Annotated in this window: 20 protein-coding genes and 1 tRNA gene; 8 read left to right on the top strand and 13 right to left on the bottom strand. The window is 71.6% G+C overall.

Translation table 11 applies throughout. The annotated features are described in order from the left end of the window. Positions 1–13 precede the first annotated feature (13 nt). From ACFWZ2_RS40665 to ACFWZ2_RS40650, 4 genes are all read left to right on the top strand, one after another. Complete coding sequence (locus tag ACFWZ2_RS40665; RefSeq protein ID WP_384554701.1) at positions 14–1,675, top strand: AMP-binding protein; 1,662 nt, start codon at positions 14–16, stop codon at positions 1,673–1,675. Between the two features lie 159 nt (positions 1,676–1,834). Then, positions 1,835–3,079: a sensor histidine kinase gene (locus ACFWZ2_RS40660; protein ID WP_384554700.1), complete on the top strand. Its 1,245-nt coding sequence runs from the start codon at positions 1,835–1,837 to the stop codon at positions 3,077–3,079. Next, entirely contained in the window at positions 3,076–3,735 is a 660-nt protein-coding gene (locus tag ACFWZ2_RS40655) for a LuxR C-terminal-related transcriptional regulator (RefSeq protein WP_384554698.1), read from the top strand. Before ACFWZ2_RS40660 ends, ACFWZ2_RS40655 begins: the two co-directional genes overlap by 4 nt. Positions 3,736–3,749: 14 nt before the next feature. After that, positions 3,750–4,079 carry a hypothetical protein gene (locus ACFWZ2_RS40650; protein WP_384554697.1) on the top strand — a complete coding sequence of 110 codons (330 nt, stop codon included), beginning with the start codon at positions 3,750–3,752 and terminating at the stop codon, positions 4,077–4,079. Between the two features lie 21 nt (positions 4,080–4,100). Here the strand turns inward: ACFWZ2_RS40650 and ACFWZ2_RS40645 are convergent, their stop codons facing one another. From ACFWZ2_RS40645 to ehuB, 9 genes are all read right to left on the bottom strand, one after another. Continuing rightward, positions 4,101–4,745, bottom strand: a complete 645-nt coding sequence (locus ACFWZ2_RS40645) for a response regulator (protein WP_384554695.1) — start codon at positions 4,743–4,745, stop codon at positions 4,101–4,103. After that, the gene (locus ACFWZ2_RS40640; RefSeq protein WP_384554693.1) at positions 4,736–5,890 is read right to left on the bottom strand and encodes a histidine kinase; all 1,155 of its coding nucleotides are present in this window, start codon (positions 5,888–5,890) and stop codon (positions 4,736–4,738) included. Before ACFWZ2_RS40640 ends, ACFWZ2_RS40645 begins: the two co-directional genes overlap by 10 nt. Before the next feature lie 10 nt (positions 5,891–5,900). Next, entirely contained in the window at positions 5,901–6,581 is a 681-nt protein-coding gene (locus ACFWZ2_RS40635) for a DedA family protein (protein WP_384554691.1), read from the bottom strand. Between the two features lie 143 nt (positions 6,582–6,724). Further along, positions 6,725–6,798, bottom strand: a tRNA-Lys gene (locus ACFWZ2_RS40630). A gap of 70 nt (positions 6,799–6,868) precedes the next feature. Beyond that, positions 6,869–7,636, bottom strand: coding sequence for an IclR family transcriptional regulator (locus ACFWZ2_RS40625; protein ID WP_384554689.1), 768 nt, complete (start codon positions 7,634–7,636; stop codon positions 6,869–6,871). Between the two features lie 211 nt (positions 7,637–7,847). Further along, positions 7,848–8,660 carry an ectoine/hydroxyectoine ABC transporter ATP-binding protein EhuA gene (gene ehuA, locus ACFWZ2_RS40620; protein WP_384554687.1) on the bottom strand — a complete coding sequence of 271 codons (813 nt, stop codon included), beginning with the start codon at positions 8,658–8,660 and terminating at the stop codon, positions 7,848–7,850. After that, complete coding sequence (ehuD, locus tag ACFWZ2_RS40615) at positions 8,650–9,315, bottom strand: ectoine/hydroxyectoine ABC transporter permease subunit EhuD (protein ID WP_384554685.1); 666 nt, start codon at positions 9,313–9,315, stop codon at positions 8,650–8,652. The genes ehuA and ehuD overlap by 11 nt, the downstream gene beginning before the upstream one ends. Continuing rightward, on the bottom strand, positions 9,312–10,052 hold the full coding sequence (gene ehuC, locus ACFWZ2_RS40610) for an ectoine/hydroxyectoine ABC transporter permease subunit EhuC (RefSeq protein ID WP_384554683.1): 741 nt from the start codon (positions 10,050–10,052) through the stop codon (positions 9,312–9,314). The genes ehuD and ehuC overlap by 4 nt, the downstream gene beginning before the upstream one ends. Further along, a complete protein-coding gene (gene ehuB / locus ACFWZ2_RS40605; RefSeq protein ID WP_384554681.1) occupies positions 10,049–10,972 on the bottom strand; it encodes an ectoine/hydroxyectoine ABC transporter substrate-binding protein EhuB in 924 nt (307 codons plus the stop codon). The genes ehuC and ehuB overlap by 4 nt, the downstream gene beginning before the upstream one ends. Positions 10,973–11,069: 97 nt before the next feature. Here ehuB and ACFWZ2_RS40600 point away from each other — a divergent pair, with 97 nt between their 5' ends. Further along, positions 11,070–11,570 carry a DUF3830 family protein gene (locus tag ACFWZ2_RS40600; protein ID WP_384554679.1) on the top strand — a complete coding sequence of 167 codons (501 nt, stop codon included), beginning with the start codon at positions 11,070–11,072 and terminating at the stop codon, positions 11,568–11,570. 7 nt (positions 11,571–11,577) lie between these two features. Here ACFWZ2_RS40600 and ACFWZ2_RS40595 read toward each other — a convergent pair whose 3' ends face one another. Beyond that, entirely contained in the window at positions 11,578–12,981 is a 1,404-nt protein-coding gene (locus tag ACFWZ2_RS40595; RefSeq protein WP_384554677.1) for an amidase, read from the bottom strand. A 30-nt stretch (positions 12,982–13,011) separates the two neighbouring features. Then, positions 13,012–13,968: a D-2-hydroxyacid dehydrogenase gene (locus tag ACFWZ2_RS40590; protein ID WP_384554675.1), complete on the bottom strand. Its 957-nt coding sequence runs from the start codon at positions 13,966–13,968 to the stop codon at positions 13,012–13,014. A 309-nt stretch (positions 13,969–14,277) separates the two neighbouring features. Here ACFWZ2_RS40590 and ACFWZ2_RS40585 point away from each other — a divergent pair, with 309 nt between their 5' ends. Next, positions 14,278–15,126, top strand: coding sequence for a decarboxylase (locus ACFWZ2_RS40585; protein WP_384554674.1), 849 nt, complete (start codon positions 14,278–14,280; stop codon positions 15,124–15,126). After that, the gene (locus ACFWZ2_RS40580) at positions 15,123–15,860 is read left to right on the top strand and encodes a decarboxylase (protein ID WP_384554672.1); all 738 of its coding nucleotides are present in this window, start codon (positions 15,123–15,125) and stop codon (positions 15,858–15,860) included. The genes ACFWZ2_RS40585 and ACFWZ2_RS40580 overlap by 4 nt, the downstream gene beginning before the upstream one ends. Positions 15,861–15,869: 9 nt before the next feature. Here the strand turns inward: ACFWZ2_RS40580 and ACFWZ2_RS40575 are convergent, their stop codons facing one another. Both ACFWZ2_RS40575 and ACFWZ2_RS40570 read right to left on the bottom strand, forming a co-directional pair. Then, positions 15,870–16,061 (bottom strand): hypothetical protein, encoded by a 192-nt coding sequence (locus ACFWZ2_RS40575; protein ID WP_384554716.1) that lies wholly within the window; start codon positions 16,059–16,061, stop codon positions 15,870–15,872. 65 nt (positions 16,062–16,126) lie between these two features. Further along, complete coding sequence (locus ACFWZ2_RS40570) at positions 16,127–16,375, bottom strand: hypothetical protein (RefSeq protein WP_384554671.1); 249 nt, start codon at positions 16,373–16,375, stop codon at positions 16,127–16,129. A gap of 118 nt (positions 16,376–16,493) precedes the next feature. Between ACFWZ2_RS40570 and ACFWZ2_RS40565 the strand changes: the two genes are divergently transcribed. Next, positions 16,494–17,621, top strand: a complete 1,128-nt coding sequence (locus tag ACFWZ2_RS40565; protein WP_384554669.1) for an LLM class flavin-dependent oxidoreductase — start codon at positions 16,494–16,496, stop codon at positions 17,619–17,621. Positions 17,622–17,722: the final 101 nt, after the last annotated feature.

Raw genomic sequence — 17,722 nt, 5'->3', positions numbered from 1 at the left:
ATCGTGCGCGCCCATGGAGAGCACCGGGAACACGGTCGCGGAACTCGTTCAGGCGCGGTGGGGCGACCACCGCACAGGACTGCGCTTCGAGGGCGAAGCGCGCACCCATCACCAGATGACGGCCGGTGCGGCGGCCAGGGCGGCCCTCCTGACCGACCTGCTGCCCCGCCGGGGCGAGCCCCACATCGGCGTACTGCTCGACAACACCCCCGAATTCCCCCTCTGGTTGAGCGCCGCGGCACTCGCGGGGGCCGCCGTGGCGGGCATCAACCCGACGCGCCGAGGGGCCGAACTGGCCCGGGACATCCTGCACACCGAGTGCGGGATCCTCGTCACCGAACGGGCGCACCTGCCGCTGCTCGACGGCCTCGAACTCCCGGGCGTACGCATCCTGGTGACCGACACGGACGCGTACGAGGAGCTGCTCGCGCCCTACGCCGACGCCAAGCCGGAGATCGCACGGACCGTGACCCCGCGGAGCCGCATGCTGCTCTACTTCACCTCCGGCTCCACCGGCGCGCCCAAGGCCGCCCTCTGCAGCCAGGGCCGTCTCGCGGCGGCGGGCGGCTCACTGGTCACCCACTTCGGGGTCGGGCCGACCGACACCCACTACATCTGCATGCCCATGTTCCACGGCAACGCGGTGATCGCGGACTGGGCGCCCGCGCTCGCCGCCGGAGCCGGAGTGGCGCTGCGCCGCCGCTTCTCCGCCTCCCACTTCCTCGCCGACACACGGGAGTTCGGGGCGACGTACTTCACCTACGTCGGCCGCGCCGTCCAGTACATCCTCGCCACCCCCGCCAGGACCGACGACCGCGACAACCCGCTGCGGACCGGATTCGGCACCGAGGCCGGGGCGGTGGACGCGGCACGCTTCGAGGAACGGTTCGGCGTACGGCTCGTCGAAGGCTACGGATCCTCCGAGGGCGGCGCCGCGATCCAGCGCTCGCCCGACACGCCGCCCACCGCGATCGGCCGGGCGGCACCCGGGGACGACCTCGCGGTCATCGACCCGGAGACGCTCCAGGAGTGCGAGGCGGCGGCCTTCGCCGCCGACGGCCGGCTCCTCAACGGCCGTGCCGCCATAGGGGAATTGGTGAACCGGGGCCGGAACCCCTTCGAGGGCTACTGGCGCAACGCGGAGGCCGAGGCGGAGCGGGTGCGCGGGGGCTGGTACTGGACCGGAGACCTCTTCTACCGGGACGCCGACGGATACCTCTACTTCGCCGGACGCACGGACGACCGGCTGCGCGTCGACAGCGAGAACCTCGCGGCGGCGGTCATCGAGAACATTCTCGCGCGGTACGAAGGGGCGGCGGCGGTCGCGGTCTACGCGGTGCCCGATCCGGTGGCCGGGGACCAGGTCATGGCGGCGCTCGCGCCGCCTCCCGGTGTGCCCTTCGATCCGCTCTCCTTCGCCGAATTCCTGCTCTCCCAAGCCGACTTGGGGACGAAGATGGCGCCCCGCTTCCTCCGCGTCGTCGACCGCATGCCCGTGACGGCGACCAACAAGGTCGCCCGGAGCGCCCTGCGCCGCGAGGCCTTCCGCTGCGCGGACCCCGTCTGGTGGCGCCCCCCGGGCACCTCCTCCTACCGCCCCCTGACGCCCTCCGACGTGACGTCCCTCCTGACCCAATACCGCACCCAGGGCCGAGACGACCTCCTGCCCCGCTGAGCCACCCCGCCGCCTCCGTGAGCGACCCCCGGCACCGTGGGCTGTGCCCACCCGTGCCGCCCAGCGGCACGCTTGCCCACAGCGGAGCGACCATGCACATACCCCCGCAGCCCCGCCCCACAGCCGAACCATGGGCGCCGGGGCGCATACCGTAGACCCATGCCCCAGAAGACGCCCGCGCCGTGGCGGAGTGCCGCGTATCTGTTCAGCGGCGCGGTCCTGGGCGCCGCGACCTTGGCCGTAGGGACCGTCCTCACCACCGTCGCAGCGCTCCTCTCCCTCGTACTCATCGGCGTCCCCCTCCTGGCCACGCTCCCCTTCTCCGGCATCCCCCTCGCCGCCCTGGAACGCCGCCGCACCCACCTCATGGCCCCCACCCGGACAACCCCCACCCCCCACCGCACCCCCGACACCCCCGGCATCCCCGCCTGGTTCCGCCTCCGCCTCAGGGAACAGGCCACCTGGCGCGAGCTCGCCTACACGGTCCTCCTGGCCCTGGTCCTGTGGCCGTTGGACCTCCTCGTCCTGACCTGCACGGTCGCCCTGCCCGCCCTGCTCATCGCGGCCCCGGCCCACCTGGCCGTCGCGGGCGGCGAGATCCGTCCCGCCAAGCTGTGGCTGGTGGACGGCTACCCCGCGGCCACGGCCACCGCCCTGCTCGGCGTCGTACTCCTTGCCGTACTCCTGTATCCACTGGGCGCATACGCCGCGGCCCGCGCAGCCTTCACCCGGCTCCTGCTCGCCCCGCGCGACGCGGAACTGGCGGACAGCCTCGCGGAGGTCACCCGCTCCAGGGCCCGCCTCGTGGACGCGTTCGAGGCCGAACGGCGCAGGATCGAGCGGGACTTGCACGACGGCGCGCAGCAGCGCCTGGTCGCGCTGACGATGACGCTGGGGCTCGCGAGGCTGGACGCCGCGCCGGAGGGCCCCTTGGCGGACCGGCTGGCGACGGCCCACGACGAGGCGGGCCGGGTCCTGACCGAGCTGCGGGAGCTGATCCGCGGCATCCACCCCCAGGTCCTCGCCGACTACGGCCTCACCGCGGCGATCGAGGACGCGGCGGACCGTTCCGCGGTCCCGGTGGACACGGACGGCGAAGGGGCGGAGCTGCCCCGCCTGCCCGAACCGGTCGAGTCCGCCGCCTACTTCACGGTCCGCGAGGCGCTCGCCAACATCGGACGGCACAGCGGGGCCACCCGCGCCCGCATCAGCGCGGCCCACACGGACGGAGTCCTGCGGATCGAGGTGCGCGACGACGGCCGCGGCGGCGCGGACCCCGCGCGCGGCACGGGCCTGACGGGCCTCGCGGACCGTCTCGCGGTCCTCGATGGCACACTGACGGTCACCAGCCCGCCGGGCGGTCCGACCATCCTGTCCGTGGCAATCCCCGTGGAGATCCCTTGACGAGCCGAAGCCGGTTGAGAGTCGTGCTTGCGGAGGACAGCGTGCTGCTGCGCGAGGGACTCGTCGGCGTGCTCACCCGCTTCGGCCACGAGACGGTCGCCGCGGTGGGCGACGCGGACGCGCTGCGGGACGCGGTGTCGGCGTACGGGCCGGACATCGTGGTCACGGACGTGCGGATGCCGCCCGGTTTCCAGGACGAGGGGCTGCGCGCCGCGGTCGCGCTCAGGGCGGAGCGGCCGACGCTCCCGGTGCTCGTGCTCAGCCAGTACGTGCAGCGTTCCTACGCGGCCGAACTCCTGGACACCGGCGACGGCACCGGCGTCGGCTATCTGCTCAAGGACCGCGTGGGCCAGGTCGAGCAGTTCGTGGAGGCGCTGACGCGGGTCGCGGAGGGCGGCACGGTCGTCGACCCGGAAGTCGTACGGCAGTTGCTGCGCCGCCGCCGCGACCCGCTGGAGCAACTGACGCCGCGCGAACGGGAGGTGCTCGCCCTGGTCGCCGAGGGCAAGTCGAACGCGGCGATCGCCCGCGACCTGGTGGTGAGCGAGGCGGCGGTCGGCAAGCACATCGGCAACATCCTCGGGAAACTGGACCTGCCGCCGGCGGACGGCACGCACCGCAGGGTGCTCGCGGTCCTCGCGTATCTGCGGGCGTGAGTACGATCCACGACATGAGCACGCCAGACCAAGCGGAACCCACGACGCACGACACCCCGGAATCCGAGCTCCCGCCGTACGAGGAGGGCCCCACCCCCGCGGCCAGAGCCCGCCGCGCCCGCATAGCCGCGGCCTCGTTGCTGATGGCCGCGGCGGCGGTGGTCCTCGCGCTGCGGCTGGCGAGCAGATCGTCCGTACTGGTCGTCGGGGTCTACGGCCTGCTGCTCATCCTGTGCGGAATGGTCATCGAGCTGAGCCGCCGCGGCCGCACCAGGCTCGGCACCTGGCTGCTGGCCGCGGGCCTGGTGGCGGCGCTGGTCATGGACGGGGTCGTCCTGTCGTAGCGCCCGGCGCGGGCGGGGGGCTCAGGACTCCAAGTACCGCAGTACGGCGAGGACTCGGCGGCTGTAGCCGTCCGTCCGGTTCAGGCCGAGCTTGTCGAAGATCGCGTTGAGGTTCTTCTCGACCGCGCTCAGCGAGATGTGCAGCTTCTGCCCGATGGCCGCGTTGGTGTGCCCCTCGGCGAGCGCCTCCAGGACGGTCCGCTCGCGCGGGGTGAGGCGGGTGAGCGGGTCGCTGTGCGTGGTGCGGATGAGCAACTGCCGTACGACTTCGGGGTCGATGGCCGCGCCGCCCGCATGCACCCGCTCCAGCGCGTCGAGGAACTCCTCGACCTGCGCGACCCGGTCCTTCAGGAGATAGCCGACCCGCTCGGCGCTCGAAGTGAGCAGCTGCGCCGCGTAGTTGCGCTCCACGTACTGGGAGAGGACGACCACGCCGATCTCCGGGCGCAGCTCACGGATCCGCACGGCGGCCCGCAGGCCCTCGTCGGTGTGGTCGGGCGGCATCCGGATGTCGGTGACGACGACGTCGGGGGTGCGGGTCCCGACCTCGCGCAGCAGCGCGTCGGCGTCGCCCACGGCGGCGAGGACCTCGTGGCCCTCCTCGGCGAGCAGCCGGACCAGGCCCTCCCGCAGCAGGGTCGAGTCCTCGGCGAGGATTACGCGCACGGCAGCTCCGCGGTGATGGTGGTGGGTCCCCCGAGGGGGCTTTCGACGTGCAGGGTGCCGTCGAGCGCGGCGACCCGGCTGCGCAGCCCGGTCAGGCCGCTGCCCGCGGGGTCCGCGCCGCCGACCCCGGTGTCCCTGACCAGGACGGTGAGCGCGGCCCCGGCCCGGTGCACCCGGACGTGGACCTCGTCGGCCGAGGCGTGCTTGGCGGCGTTGGTCACGGCCTCCGACACGACGAAGTACGCGGCGGTCTCGACAGCGGACGGCAGCGGGTCGGCGACGTCGTACTCCATGCGGACGGGCACGGCGCACCGCTCCGAGACCCCGCCGAGCGCCTCGCGCAGACCCAGGCTGTCGAGCGCGGTGGGGTAGACCCGCCAGGCCACCTCGCGCAGTTCGGTGAGGACTTCCTGGGCTTCCTTGTGGGCCTGTTCGAGCAGCGCGTCGGCCCGCTCGGGGGTGCGGCCGCGGCGGGCCCGGCCCAGCAGCATGGCGAGCGCGACGAGCCGCTGCTGGACGCCGTCGTGCAGATCGCGCTCGACCCGGCGCCGCTCCATGTCGACGGCCTGGACCACCGCGGCCCGGCTGGTGGCCAGTTCGTCGATGCGCCGCTGCAGGAGCTCCCGTTCGGAGGGGCCGAAGCACTCGCGGGCCAGGCGCGCGTCCTGCTCGGTCAGCGCGCGCAGCCCCTGCACGGCGAGGAACAGCAGGGTCCCGCCGAGTACGACCTGGCTGAGCAGGTCCACCCAGGTCATGGACGTGTCGACGAGGGACACGGCGAAGATCCCGGCGAGGACCGCGCCGAAGTCGACCAGGCCGACCACGATGGCGCACAGCAGTCCGGAGTACGTACGGGCCGCGAGGTAGCGCAGGATCTGCTGGTCGGACGCCCGGTGGTCGGGGAAGGCGTCGCGGAAGAAGACGGACCTGCGCCACCGTTCGACCGTGGTGAGCCTGCGCGCCCCGGAGGCGAGCAGCGCGTGGGCGCGGCCGCGGGTGCGCGGCCAGAGCAGGAAGGCGCCGAGGGCCGCGCCGGCGACGACGAAGTAGATCAGGCCGAGCACGGCGGTGAGGCAGCCCACGAGCACACCGGCGCCCCTGAGGACGAGCGGGGCGGCGACGGGCTCCTTCACGTCAGCCGACATTAGCCGAGGCCTAGTCGGCGCGGCGGTGGCGGGCCTCGGCGCCGACGCCGGGCCGGTTGCGGGACCGCACGCGGACGACCACGTACACCGCGACGGCCACCAGGACCAGGACGAGGACGGCCTTGGAGAGCAGGCCCACATAGGTCTCGACCGCGTCCCACTGGTCGCCGAGCCAGTATCCGGCCAGGACGAGGACGGAGTTCCAGACGAGGCTGCCGACCGTGGTGAGGGCGAGGAAGACCGGCAGCCGCATGCGTTCCACCCCGGCGGGAATGGAGATCAGGCTCCGGAAGATCGGCACCATCCGGCCGAGCAGCACGGCCTTGGTGCCGTGCTTGGCGAACCACGCCTCGGTGCGTTCCAGGTCGGAGGTCTTCACCAGCGGCAGCTTCGCCCACAGGGCGTGCATCCGCTCGCGGCCGAAGAGCACACCGATCCAGTACAGGGCGGCCGCGCCGACGACCGAGCCGAGCGTGGTCCAGAACAGCGCGGAGCCGAGGCTGATCACTCCCTGCCCGGCGGCGAAGCCGGTCAGCGGCAGGATCACCTCGCTGGGCAGGGGCGGGAAGAGGTTCTCCAGGGCGATGGCGAGCCCGGCGCCGGGCCCGCCCAGGGTGTCCACGAGGTCGGCGGCCCAGCCCGCGATGCCGCCCGCGGGCTCCTGGGGGAGGGCGAGAGTCATGAGGTCCATAGGGGTAACGCTAGAAATTGCAGGTCAGCGGCGGTATGGGGGTTGCCGTCGACTCAGGGTGCGGTTTTCCGCACCCCCGGGAAACGTGCCGTACGCGAAAGGGCGTCCCCGGAGACCGGGAACGCCCTTTCGGCATTCGCAAGTGCGCCGCCAGGGACTCGAACCCCGGACCCGCTGATTAAGAGTCAGCTGCTCTAACCAACTGAGCTAGCGGCGCCTGCTGACAAGTAAATAGTACCTGGTCCGAGGGGGTGCCCATGACCACGGACGAGGTGGGCGCAGCCGACCTAGATCGCCAAGGACAGCAACACCGGCGCCGCCCCACGATTAAGCGTGTCCGCGGCCTCCCGCAGCCGATGCGCATGCTCGACCGGCAGGGACAACGCAAGGCACCCCACCGCGGCCCCCGCGGTGATCGGCACCGCGGCGCACACCGTCCCGACCGCATACTCCTGAAGATCGAGCACCGGCACCGTCGCGGGCTGCGCGGCCAACCGGTTGAGAAGGACCCGCTCGTTCGTGATCGTCCGGGACGTGAGCCGCGCCATCTTGTGCCGGGAGAGATGATCCCTGCGGCCATTGACGTCGAGCTGCGTCAGCAGGCTCTTGCCGACCGCGCTGGCGTGGGCGGAGGAGCGGAAGTCCACCCATTCGTTGACCGCGGGGGTGCGCGGGCCCGCGGCGAAGTCCGTGACCTTGACCTCGCCGTCCACGTAACGGCTGATGTAGACGGCCGCGCCGATCGAGTCGCGCAGGCGGTCCAGCGTGCGCTGGAGCTTCTCGCGCAGCGCCTGGTCGTGCTGGTGGGCGGAGCCGAGCCGGGTGAGGGACGCCCCGGTGACGTACGCGCCCGTGGTGCTGTCGGTGAGCTGCTCGACATAGCCCTCGCGGAGCAGCATGCGCAGCAGCGGTGCCAGCTGCGCGGCGGGCAGCCGGGTCTCGCGGGCGAGCGCGGCGGTGGTCACTCCTGTGGTGTGCCGGGCGACGATTTCGAGCACCCGCAGAGCGCTCTGGACGGAGTGGTGCGGCGTGGTCGCCTCGTGCTTCAACGCCACGGCTTCCCCCTGCGTGGAACGGTTCCGGACAGCTGGGCTCCGTCCCACGATAGCCGCCAAGTGGCGCATTTGGAGCGGCTGTTGGGGAGATTGGTGGCGCGCTCCGGCCCTGTCAGCAGGAACGCGCCACCCTGGCATATGCCGACGTCATGCCCCACTCCCGGGGCCTCGGTCGATGCCGCTCGGATCCGGCGGAAGGCCGGGCCGCGGATCACAGCACCGCGCTGAGGAACTCCCGGGTCCGCTCGTGCTCCGGCTCGGTGAAGATCTTCTCCGGCGTCCCGGACTCGATGACGCGGCCCGAGTCGAACATCAACACTTGGTCCGAGATGTCACGGGCGAAGTTCATCTCGTGGGTCACGCACAGCATCGTGATGTCCGTGGTGTGCGCGATGTCGCGGAGCACGTCGAGGACGCCCGCCACCAGCTCGGGGTCGAGCGCGGACGTCACCTCGTCGAGCAGCAGCACCTGCGGCCGCATCGCGAGGGCCCGCGCGATCGCGACGCGCTGCTGCTGGCCGCCGGAGAGCTGCGTCGGGTACGCGTCGCACTTGTCGCCGAGCCCGACCAGGTCGAGCAGCTCGCGCGCCCGCACCTCGGCCTCGTCCTTGGACAGGCCGAGGACGGTGACCGGCGCCTCCATGATGTTGCGCAGCACCTTCATGTTCGGGAAGAGGTTGAACTGCTGGAAGACCATCCCGATGTTCTTGCGGACCTCGCGGATGTGCTTCTCGCCGGCCGGCACGAGCTTGCCGTTCTTCTGCTCGTGGACGAGGTACTCGCCGCCCACCTTGATCGTGCCCTCGTCCGGCTTGAGCAGCGTCATCAGCAGGCGCAGGATCGTCGTCTTGCCGGAGCCCGAAGGGCCGATCAGCGTGACGTGCTTGCCCGAGGCCACGGAGAAGTCGAGTTCGTCGAGGACCGTGTTGGACCCGAAGCGCTTGACGACCTTGTCGAAGCGGATCAGCTCGCTGCCGTCCACCGCAGGATTCGACAGGTCCTTGGGGTTGGTGTCAGTGGACAAGGCGGCGCTCCAGGGCTCGGAGAAGGAGGGAGGACGGATAGGCGATGACGATGAAGGCGACACCGACGACGGTCAGGGCCTCGGTGTACTGGAAGGTCTCACCGGCCTGGAGCCGGGCGCGCTGCAGCAGTTCGAGGACGCTGATGGCGGCGAGCAGCGGGGTGTCCTTCAGCATCGCGATGACGTAGTTGCCGAGCGCGGGGACCACGCGGCGGATGGCCTGCGGCAGGATCACCGCGGTCCAGGTGTGCCGGTAGGGCAGGTTCAGCGCGGTGGCCGCCTCCCACTGTCCGACGGGCACGGCCTCGATGCCCGCGCGGTAGACCTGCGCGGTGTACGTCGAGTAGTGCAGGCCGATCGCGAGGATGCCGGTGGTCAGCGCGGAGTACTGGATTCCCCAGTCGGGCAGCACGAAGAACAGGAAGAACAGCTGGACCACGAGCGGGGTGTTGCGGATGAACTCGGTGACGATCCCCACCGGCCAGCGTATGAAGCGGGTGGGCGCGCGGAACGCGAGGGCCCACACCAGGCCGAGCGAGAAGGAGATCAGCGAGCCGAGGGCGAGGATCTGCAGGGTGGTGAGCAGCCCGTCCCAGAAGTGCGGCATGAAGTCCGCGACGGCGCCCCAGTCCCACTTGTCGGTGCCGTTGTTCATGAGGAGACACCTCCGCCCAGGGGGCCGACTTCCTTCGCCGTCTGGCGGGTGCTGAGCCTGCGCATGATGCCGACGCCCTTCTCGGGCCGCTGCCCGATGCCCGCCTTGGCCTTGCGCTCAAGGGCGCGCATGCCCCGCGTCAGGACGAACGCGATGACGAAGTAGATGACCAGGGTGATCGAGTAGATCTGTGCGCTCTCGGTGGTCGCGAGCCGCACCAGATAGGCGGCGAACGACACGTCGCCGATGCCGAGCAGCGAGACCAGGGCGGTGCCCTTGAGCAGCTCGACGAGGAGGTTCGAGAACGGCGGGATCATCTCCGGGACGGCCTGCGGCAGCAGGATCAGCCGCATGCGCTGCCAGGGAGTGAAGCTCAGCGCGACCCCCGCCTCGCGCTGGGCGGGCGCCACCGCGTTCAGGGCGCCACGCACGATCTCGGCGCCGTACGCACCGTAGGAGAGTCCGAGGGCGAGCACCGCCGCCCACATCGGGACGAGCGCCCAGCCCGCGAGCTGCGGCAGGACGAAGAAGATCCAGAACATCAGCACCAGGGAAGAGGTGCCGCGGAAGACCTCGGTGTAGAAACCGGCAAGGAAGCGCACGGTGCGCAGCCGGTGGGTGCGGGCCATGCCGATGCCGAAGGCGACGACGGTCGCGAGGGCCGCGCTGTAGATCGTCAGCTGGATGGTGATCCAGATGCCGGGGATGACCCAGTGTTCCCACAGTCCCGCTGTCATTTGCACAGCTCCTCTGCGGTCAGCGTGGTCATCTCGGCCTTCGTGAAGCCGAACGGCTTGAGGATCCGGAAGAGTTCGCCGCTCTTCTTCATCTTGTGGATCTCCACGTTGAAGGCGTCGCGCAGCTTGGTGTCGGTGGGCCGGAAGGTGAAGCCGCCGCCGTCGATCTGCTTCTCGCCGTCGATGACCGTGGCGAACGGCTTGGTGGCCTCGGCCTTGCTGCTCTTGCGGACCACGTTGCGGCTGGTGAGCGCGGTGCCCGCGAAGACGTCGATGCGGCCGGACTCGACGGCGTTCATGCCCGCGACCGGGTCCTGCAGGATGGCGACCTCGTCGCGCTTGTAGCCCGCGGCGATGGCGTACTCGATCTCCGCGTAGGCGGGCCCGGTGGCGATCTTCGCCTTGGCCTTGAACGCGTCCTCGTAGGTGTGGATGTTCTTCGGGTTGCCCTTGCGGACGATGAAGGAGTCCAGCATCTGGTACTCGGGGTCGGAGAAGATGACCGTCTGGCACCGCTCCTTGTTGATGTACATCCCCGCCGAGACCACGTCGAACTGCTGGGTCGTGAGGCCCGGGATGAGGGAGCTGAAGTCGGTGGCGACGGGCTGCACGCTGTCGACACCGAGGCGCTTGAAGATCACCTTGGCGAGCTCCACCGCCTCGCCCGTGAACTTCCCGTTCTCGTCGATGAAGCCGTACGGCGCCTCGCCCGCGATGCCGAGCCGCACCGTGCCCTGCGACTTCAGGCGCGCCAGCGTGTCGCCCGTGGGCACCTTGCTGCAGCCCGCCGCGCCGAGCGCGCCGACGGCGCCGATCGCCGCGGCACCGGCGAGCAGGGATCGTCGGCGTATGCCGGGGTGCTCTCTTCCGGACGTACCTGTCCCGTTGCTCTCTGTGTCTTTCCTCAGTGGTGGAGCCATGGGCGCGCGGCTACCCGACTCGACACCAGATATGCCGGTGAATTCAGGCCCCTGATGCAATCGTTGTGGTCTTGACCCAGGGAGGAGCATGGGACACATGGCAGACCGATTCATCGAAGTCTCCCTCGCCAAGCGGGGAGTTCAGTGCACGGCCAAGCTGCTCGACGACCGGGCCCCGGTGACCTGCGCGGCGGTGTGGGAGGCGCTTCCGCTCGGCTCGGACGTCTATCACGCGAAATATGCCCGCAATGAGATCTACGCCCTCTTCCCGGCTTTCGCGGACCGCGAGCCGCCCCTGGAGAATCCGACAGTCACCCCCATTCCGGGAGATCTCTGCTATTTCTCCTTTTCCGGTACGGAATTGGGGACCCAGGCGTACGGCTACGAGCCCGCGGCCGACGTACGGGCCGGCACCACCGTCGTCGACCTCGCCCTCTTCTACGAACGCAACAACCTGCTCCTGAACGGCGACGTCGGCTGGGTGCCCGGCATCGTCTGGGGCCAGATCGTCGACGGCCTCGACCGGATGGCCGAGGCCTGCAACGACCTGTGGCGCGCGGGCGCCCAGGGGGAGACGCTGAACTTCCGTCGCGCGTAGCGCCGGATCAGCCAAGAGCGGGCGGCGCGACTCCCGCGCTGCCCGCCTCGTACAACGCGTGCGCCGCACGCAGCACCACCGTGTCCGAGTGCCGCGCCCCGACGATCTGCACCCCGATGGGCAGCCCGTCCTCATCCACCCCGCAGGGCACCGTCGCCGCGGGCTGCTGCGTGAGGTTGAAGGGGTACGTGAACGGGGTCCAGCCCGTCCAGCGCCGGTGGCCCGACCCCTTCGGGGTCTCGACGCCCGCCTCGAACGCGGTGATCGGCAGCGACGGCGTGACCAGCAGGTCGTACGTCGAGTGGAAGCGCCCCATCCGGCGGCCGAGGTCCATCCGGACGTCGACGGCGGCGAGGTAGTCGAGCGCGCTGTACCGGGCGCCCTGCCCGCAGATCTCCCGCAGGCCGGGGTCGAGCAACTCCCGCTGTGCGGGCGACAGATGCTGCACGACGCGCGCCGCCCCGCTGAACCACAGAGTCTGGAACGCCTCCACCGGATCCGAGAAGTCGGGGTCGGTCTCCTCGACGTACGCCCCCTGCGCGGCGAGCGACTCCACCATGCGCCGCACGGCCGCGGCGACGGCGGGCCGCACCGCGACCTGACCGCCGAGCGAGGGCGAGTAGGCGACGCGAAGGCCGCGCACGCCCCCGTCGAGGCCCGCGCGGAAACTCCCCGCCACCGCCCCGAGTTGGGACCAGTCGCGCGGGTCGGGGCCCGTGATGACCTCCATCATCAGCGCGGCGTCCGCCGCGTCCCGCGTCATCGGCCCCACGTGCGCGAGCGTCCCGAAGGGGCTCGCGGGATACAGCGGCACCCGCCCGTACGTCGGCTTCAGCGCGAAGATCCCGCAGAACGCCGCCGGGATCCGCACCGAACCGCCGCCGTCCGTGCCGAGCGACAGCGGGCCCGCGCCGACCGACACGGCGACCGCGCTGCCCCCGCTGGAGCCGCCCGAGGTGCGCGAAGTGTCGTACGGATTACGGGTGATGCCGCTCTGCGGGCCGTCCGTCACGCCCTTCCAGCCGAACTCCGGGGTCGTGGTGCGGCCGATGAACACCGCGCCGTGCTCCCGAAGGCGCGCCACCGACGGCGCGTCCTCGTTCCACTTGCCCTCCGGGCGCACGGTCCGCGAGCCGCGCAGGGTCGGCCCGCCGCGCATCAGCAGCAGGTCCTTCACCGACACCGGCACGCCGTCCACCAGGCCCTGCGGCTCGCCCCGCCGCCATCGCTCCGCACTGGCCCCGGCCTGCTCAAGAGCGGGCTCCGCCTCGATCCGCACGAACGCGTTCACCGCGGCCTGGGTCTCCTCGGCCCGCCGCAGCGCGGCACGGACCACGTCGACCGGGCTGAATTCGCCCTTGCGGTAGCCGTTGACGAGTTGTACCGCGGTGAGATCCGTGAGCTCGGTCATGCACGCTCCTCAGAAGGCAGTCGGGGGTGATCAATGCCCTGGGACATACCCACGTTTCTTGTCGACCACGTTCGCCAGCGGCCGCCCGGCCGCCCACTGCTCGTACAACTCGACGAACTGGGCGCCCAGTTCGTCCCGCCAGCCGACCGTGTCCCCGCTCATGTGCGGCGACACGAGCAGCCCCGGCGCCGTCCACAGCGGACTGTCCCGCGGCAGCGGCTCCTGCTCGAAGACGTCGAGGGCCGCGCCCGCGATCCACCGCTTCGACAGGGCCGCCACCAGGTCGTCCTCGACGACGAGGGCGCCGCGCCCGATGTTGATGAACCGGGCCGAGGGCTGCATGACGCCGAAGCGCCGCGCGTCGAACATGCCGCGGGTGTCGTCGGTCAGCGGCGCCGCGCACACCACCCAGTCGGCGCGGGCCAGCAGCCGGTCGAGGTCGGCGGGCCCGTGCACCCCGGCCCGCGCCGTGCGGCCCACCAGGGCGGTGGTGATCCCGAGTCCCTTCAGGGTGCGGACGACGGCCCGGCCGATCGGACCCGAACCCACCACGCACGCGCGCGTGCCGCCGACCCGCCGGGACTCGCGGTGCTGCCAGGTGCGCTCGCGCTGCAGGTCGAGGGTGCGGGGCAGGTCCTTGGCCATGGCGAGGACGAGCGCGGCGACGTACTCGGCGATCGGCTGGTCGAAGACGCCGCGGGCGTTGGTGACCACCGTGTCGGACGCGGCGAGCTCGGCGCACATCAGATGGTCAACGCCCGCGCTCGCCGTATGCACCCAGCGGGGCCGCGGCCCCTCGCCCGGCCAGGCGCCGCGCACCGCGTGCGAGGCGAAGTCCCACACCAACAGCACATCCGCCAGGGGGAGTTGAGCCGCGAGATTCGACTCGTCCGCGTGCAGGATACGGGCGCGGCCCATGAGTTTGCCGAGGCGGGGCGGTGGCTCCGGCGGCTTGGCGTCAAGGACAAGAACGGTTGTTTCGGACATCGAGGGGAAACCGTTTCGCAATGAGGTTCCGCTTCCCTGGAGAGGTGTGGCTCGGCCGTCTGAGATGTGCGGATTGACCACGCTGGCACCCGAACCTACCTTCGTCAACAGAGGCACTCCGCGTACGGGCGCCTCGCGACCGAGTACTGTCCGTGCATCCGCTCGCACACTGCGTGCACCCGCTCGCACCCACTGTGCGGTCCGCCCGCACAGACCTCCCCGTCCCGACGTCCCGGCACGTCGCCGGCATCGCTCGTCCCCGGCCCCCGGCCGGTCCCTGATCACCACGCACGAACTTGGGGCCTGCTCATGGACGTCTCCTTCCTCGGCGGACCGCACCCGCAACGCGGTGTCGGTGTCGTCGCCCCCTTCGACTTCGCCCTCGACCGCGAACTGTGGCGCTGGATCCCGGACGAGGTCTCCCTGCATCTGACCCGCACCCCGTACGTGCCCGTCGAGGTGAGCCTGGACCTGGCCCGCGTCGTCAGCGAGCACGAGACGCTCGGCGAGGCGGTGCGCGCGCTGAGCGCCGCCGAACCCGAAGTCCTCGCCTACGCCTGCACATCGGGCAGTTTCGTCGGCGGCACCGCGGGCGAACGGGCCATGTGCGAGGCCATGACGCGCGAGGGCGCGGTCGCCTCGGTGACCACGTCGGGCGCGCTCCTCGAAGCCCTCGACGAACTGGGCGCACGGCGCATCGCGCTCGTCACGCCCTACACCTGGTCGGTCACCCAGGCCCTTGAGGAGTATCTGGCCGAGGCCGGGGTGTCCGTCACGGGCCGCGCCTACCTCGGTCTCACCCGGCACATCTGGAAGGTCCCCTACCGGGACGTCGCCGACATGGCGCGGCGCGCGGTCCGCGGCTCGGTCGACGCGCTCTTCATCAGCTGCACGAACCTCCCGACGTACGACGTCATCCCGCAGCTGGAAGCGGAACTGCGCATGCCGGTGATCTCCGCGAACCAGGTGACGATGTGGTCCGCCCTGCGTCGCCTGGGTACGCGTGCGGTAGGCCCCTATCAGGCACTGATCGATCCGGCGGCCCGGCCGGGCGCGAGCCCGCTGGCCCCGCCGGCCCCGCCGCAGGGCCTGCCCGCCGAAGGGCTGTCCGACGGGCCGCCCGCAGGACCACCCGCAGAAGGAGGAGGCTGGACGTGACGGCACTCGGATTTCTCTACCCGGGGCACTCGGCCGAGGACGACTACCCCCGCATGGAGCAGATGCTCGGCAGCGACGTCCGGCTGCAGGTCGTCCACACGGACATCGGCGAGGACGCCCACCGGGTCGACGCGCTCCTGGAGATGGGCTCGGCCGCGCGGCTCGCGGCCGGCGTCGAGGAGCTCAGGCTGGCCGGCGCGGAGGCGGTCGTCTGGGCGTGCACCAGCGGCAGCTTCGTCTTCGGCTGGCAGGGCGCGCACGAACAGGTCCGCAACCTCGCGCGTACGGCGGGGCTGCCCGCGTCGTCGACGTCGTTCGCCTTCGCCCACGCCCTGCGCGAGGTGGACGCGGTCCGCGTCGCGATCGCGGCGACGTACCCGGACGACGTGGCCGGGCACTTCTCCGCCTTCCTGAAGGACGCGGGCGCGGAGGTCGTCTCGGTGCGGGGCAGCGGCATCATCACGGCGGCGGAGGTCGGCACCTGGGGGCACGACGAGGTCTTCGCCCTGGCCCGCGAGGGCGACCACCCCGACGCCCAGGCGCTGCTCCTGCCCGACACGGCGCTGCACACCGCGGCGTACCTCCGCGACCTGGAATCGGCCCTGGGCAAGCCGGTCCTGACGGCCAACCAGGTCACGGTCTGGGAGGCGCTGCGCCTCGCGTCGCGCCGCGTGAACGCCCCGGCGCTCGGCTCCCTGTTCACCAAGGAGCCGCTGGTGCAGGTCAAGGACTGAGGCTCGGCGTCAAGGACTGAGGATCAGCCTGACCACGGTTAACGTCTGGACCGACCCCGAGACGTAGTACAGGACGATGGCGCCCTGGACCGTCGCCTCCCTGCGGTCGGGGTCGTCCCGCACGGGCGTCGAGCCGTGGCCGTACGGGTCCTTGCCCACGGTCCGCGCGAGGGCCGCGCGGAAGGCGTCGGCGTCGCCCATCTTGGTGAGGGTGTCGTCGGCGGGCGGCGCGTAGGTGATGCGATGGCCGCGGCGGTGTCGGGGACTCACGAGATGCCCCGCCTCTCCGCCTCGTCGGAGGCGAGCCGCGCGAGGCGGGCCTCGGCCGCCGGATCGGGCACGGCCTCCAGCATCCAGTGCCGCATCACGGCGTGGATCTCGTCGACCCCGGCCGCGTTGATGGCCCGGTCGAACTCCGCGCGGCGCCCCTCGGGCAGGGCCGCGCGGATGTCCGGGATGGTGTTGGGCACCTCGACCTCGACTCCGTCGACGAGGGTCTTGAGCGGATCAGCCATGGTCGGCACGGTAGCGGTGCGCAGGCCCGGACGCGCAAGGGGGAATAAAACGGAGTGATCCTCCTGTTCTGCCTCGCGTACCGGCGTGATGTACGCGAGCAGTGCAGGAGGCACCCCAGTGACAGTGGACCCGACCGGCGACGCCGCCCCCGAAGACGGCACCCGCGACGACGGCATCCGCGGGGAGCGGCACGGCACCGCGCCCGTACCCCTGTCCGTACTCGACCTGGTGACCGTCGGCGCGGGCCGCACCGCCACCGACGCCCTGCGCACCAGCGTCGAGATCGCCAAGCTCGCCGAGGGCCGCGGCTTCCACCGCTACTGGGTCGCCGAACACCACTCCATGCCGGGCGTCGCCTCGTCATCCCCGGCCGTGATCCTCGCCCACCTCGCCGCCCACACCGGCCGCATCCGGCTCGGCTCCGGCGGCGTCATGCTGCCCAACCACGCCCCGCTCGTCATCGCCGAGCAGTTCGGCACCCTGGAGGCCATGGCCCCGGGCCGCGTCGACCTGGGCCTCGGGCGCGCCCCCGGCACGGACGGCGCCACCGCCGCGGCCCTGCGCCGTGCCGAACGCCTCAACGAAGGCGCCGACGACTTCCCGCAGCAGCTCGCCGAGTTGACCCGCTTCCTGGACGACGACTTCCCCGACGGCCACCCCTACCGCCGCATCCACGCGGTCCCCGGGCCCATTCAGGCAACCTCGCCCGGCGGTGTGCAGTCCACCCACCGCCCGCCGATCTGGCTGCTCGGCTCCTCCGGCTTCAGCGCCCGGCTCGCGGGCGTCCTCGGTCTGCCGTTCGCCTTCGCGCACCACTTCTCCGCGCAGAACACGATCCCGGCGCTCGACCTCTACCGCGAGTCGTTCAAGCCCTCCGAGGTCCTCGACGCGCCGTACGCCCTCATCGGCGTCTCCGCGCTGGCCACCGACGACGAGAACGAGGCCCGCGGCCAGGTCAGGGCCGCCGCCCTGAACATGATCCGCCTGCGCACCGGACGCCCCGGCCTCGTCCCCGCCCCCGAGGAGGCGGAGGCGTACGAATTCAGCGAGATGGAGCGGGAGTTCATCACCAACTGGAACTCCAACGTCATCCACGGCACCGCCGACCAGGTCCGCACCGGACTCGACGACCTCGCCAAGCGCACCGGCGCCGACGAACTGATGATCACGGGCAACGCGCACAGCGGGGACGTGCGCCTGCGCTCGTACGAGCTGATCGCGGACGCGTACGGGTTCGCCCCGTAAGGGGCGCGGGGAACTGCGCGAGCAACCACGAAGAAGCCGCAGTCGCGTCTGCTCGGTACCCCGCAGACGCGACTGCGGCTTTTCGCGCGCTGAGCGCGCAG

Source organism: Streptomyces sp. NPDC059002, assembly GCF_042740435.1.
Lineage (GTDB): Bacteria > Actinomycetota > Actinomycetes > Streptomycetales > Streptomycetaceae > Streptomyces.
Note: the sequence above shows the minus strand (reverse complement) of the source record. Positions and strands in the feature narration are given on the sequence as shown.

Coding starts and splice junctions, on each gene's coding strand:
- ehuB (WP_384554681.1), bottom strand. CDS start 10,972: ATGGCTCCACCACTGAGGAAAGACACAGAGAGCAACGGGACAGGTACG.
- ACFWZ2_RS40635 (WP_384554691.1), bottom strand. CDS start 6,581: ATGGACCTCATGACTCTCGCCCTCCCCCAGGAGCCCGCGGGCGGCATC.
- ACFWZ2_RS40570 (WP_384554671.1), bottom strand. CDS start 16,375: ATGGCTGATCCGCTCAAGACCCTCGTCGACGGAGTCGAGGTCGAGGTG.
- ACFWZ2_RS40585 (WP_384554674.1), top strand. CDS start 14,278: ATGGACGTCTCCTTCCTCGGCGGACCGCACCCGCAACGCGGTGTCGGT.
- ACFWZ2_RS40650 (WP_384554697.1), top strand. CDS start 3,750: ATGAGCACGCCAGACCAAGCGGAACCCACGACGCACGACACCCCGGAA.
- ACFWZ2_RS40595 (WP_384554677.1), bottom strand. CDS start 12,981: ATGACCGAGCTCACGGATCTCACCGCGGTACAACTCGTCAACGGCTAC.
- ACFWZ2_RS40665 (WP_384554701.1), top strand. CDS start 14: ATGGAGAGCACCGGGAACACGGTCGCGGAACTCGTTCAGGCGCGGTGG.
- ACFWZ2_RS40575 (WP_384554716.1), bottom strand. CDS start 16,061: ATGGGCGACGCCGACGCCTTCCGCGCGGCCCTCGCGCGGACCGTGGGC.
- ehuC (WP_384554683.1), bottom strand. CDS start 10,052: ATGACAGCGGGACTGTGGGAACACTGGGTCATCCCCGGCATCTGGATC.
- ACFWZ2_RS40660 (WP_384554700.1), top strand. CDS start 1,835: ATGCCCCAGAAGACGCCCGCGCCGTGGCGGAGTGCCGCGTATCTGTTC.
- ACFWZ2_RS40640 (WP_384554693.1), bottom strand. CDS start 5,890: ATGTCGGCTGACGTGAAGGAGCCCGTCGCCGCCCCGCTCGTCCTCAGG.
- ehuD (WP_384554685.1), bottom strand. CDS start 9,315: ATGAACAACGGCACCGACAAGTGGGACTGGGGCGCCGTCGCGGACTTC.
- ACFWZ2_RS40590 (WP_384554675.1), bottom strand. CDS start 13,968: ATGTCCGAAACAACCGTTCTTGTCCTTGACGCCAAGCCGCCGGAGCCA.
- ACFWZ2_RS40600 (WP_384554679.1), top strand. CDS start 11,070: ATGGCAGACCGATTCATCGAAGTCTCCCTCGCCAAGCGGGGAGTTCAG.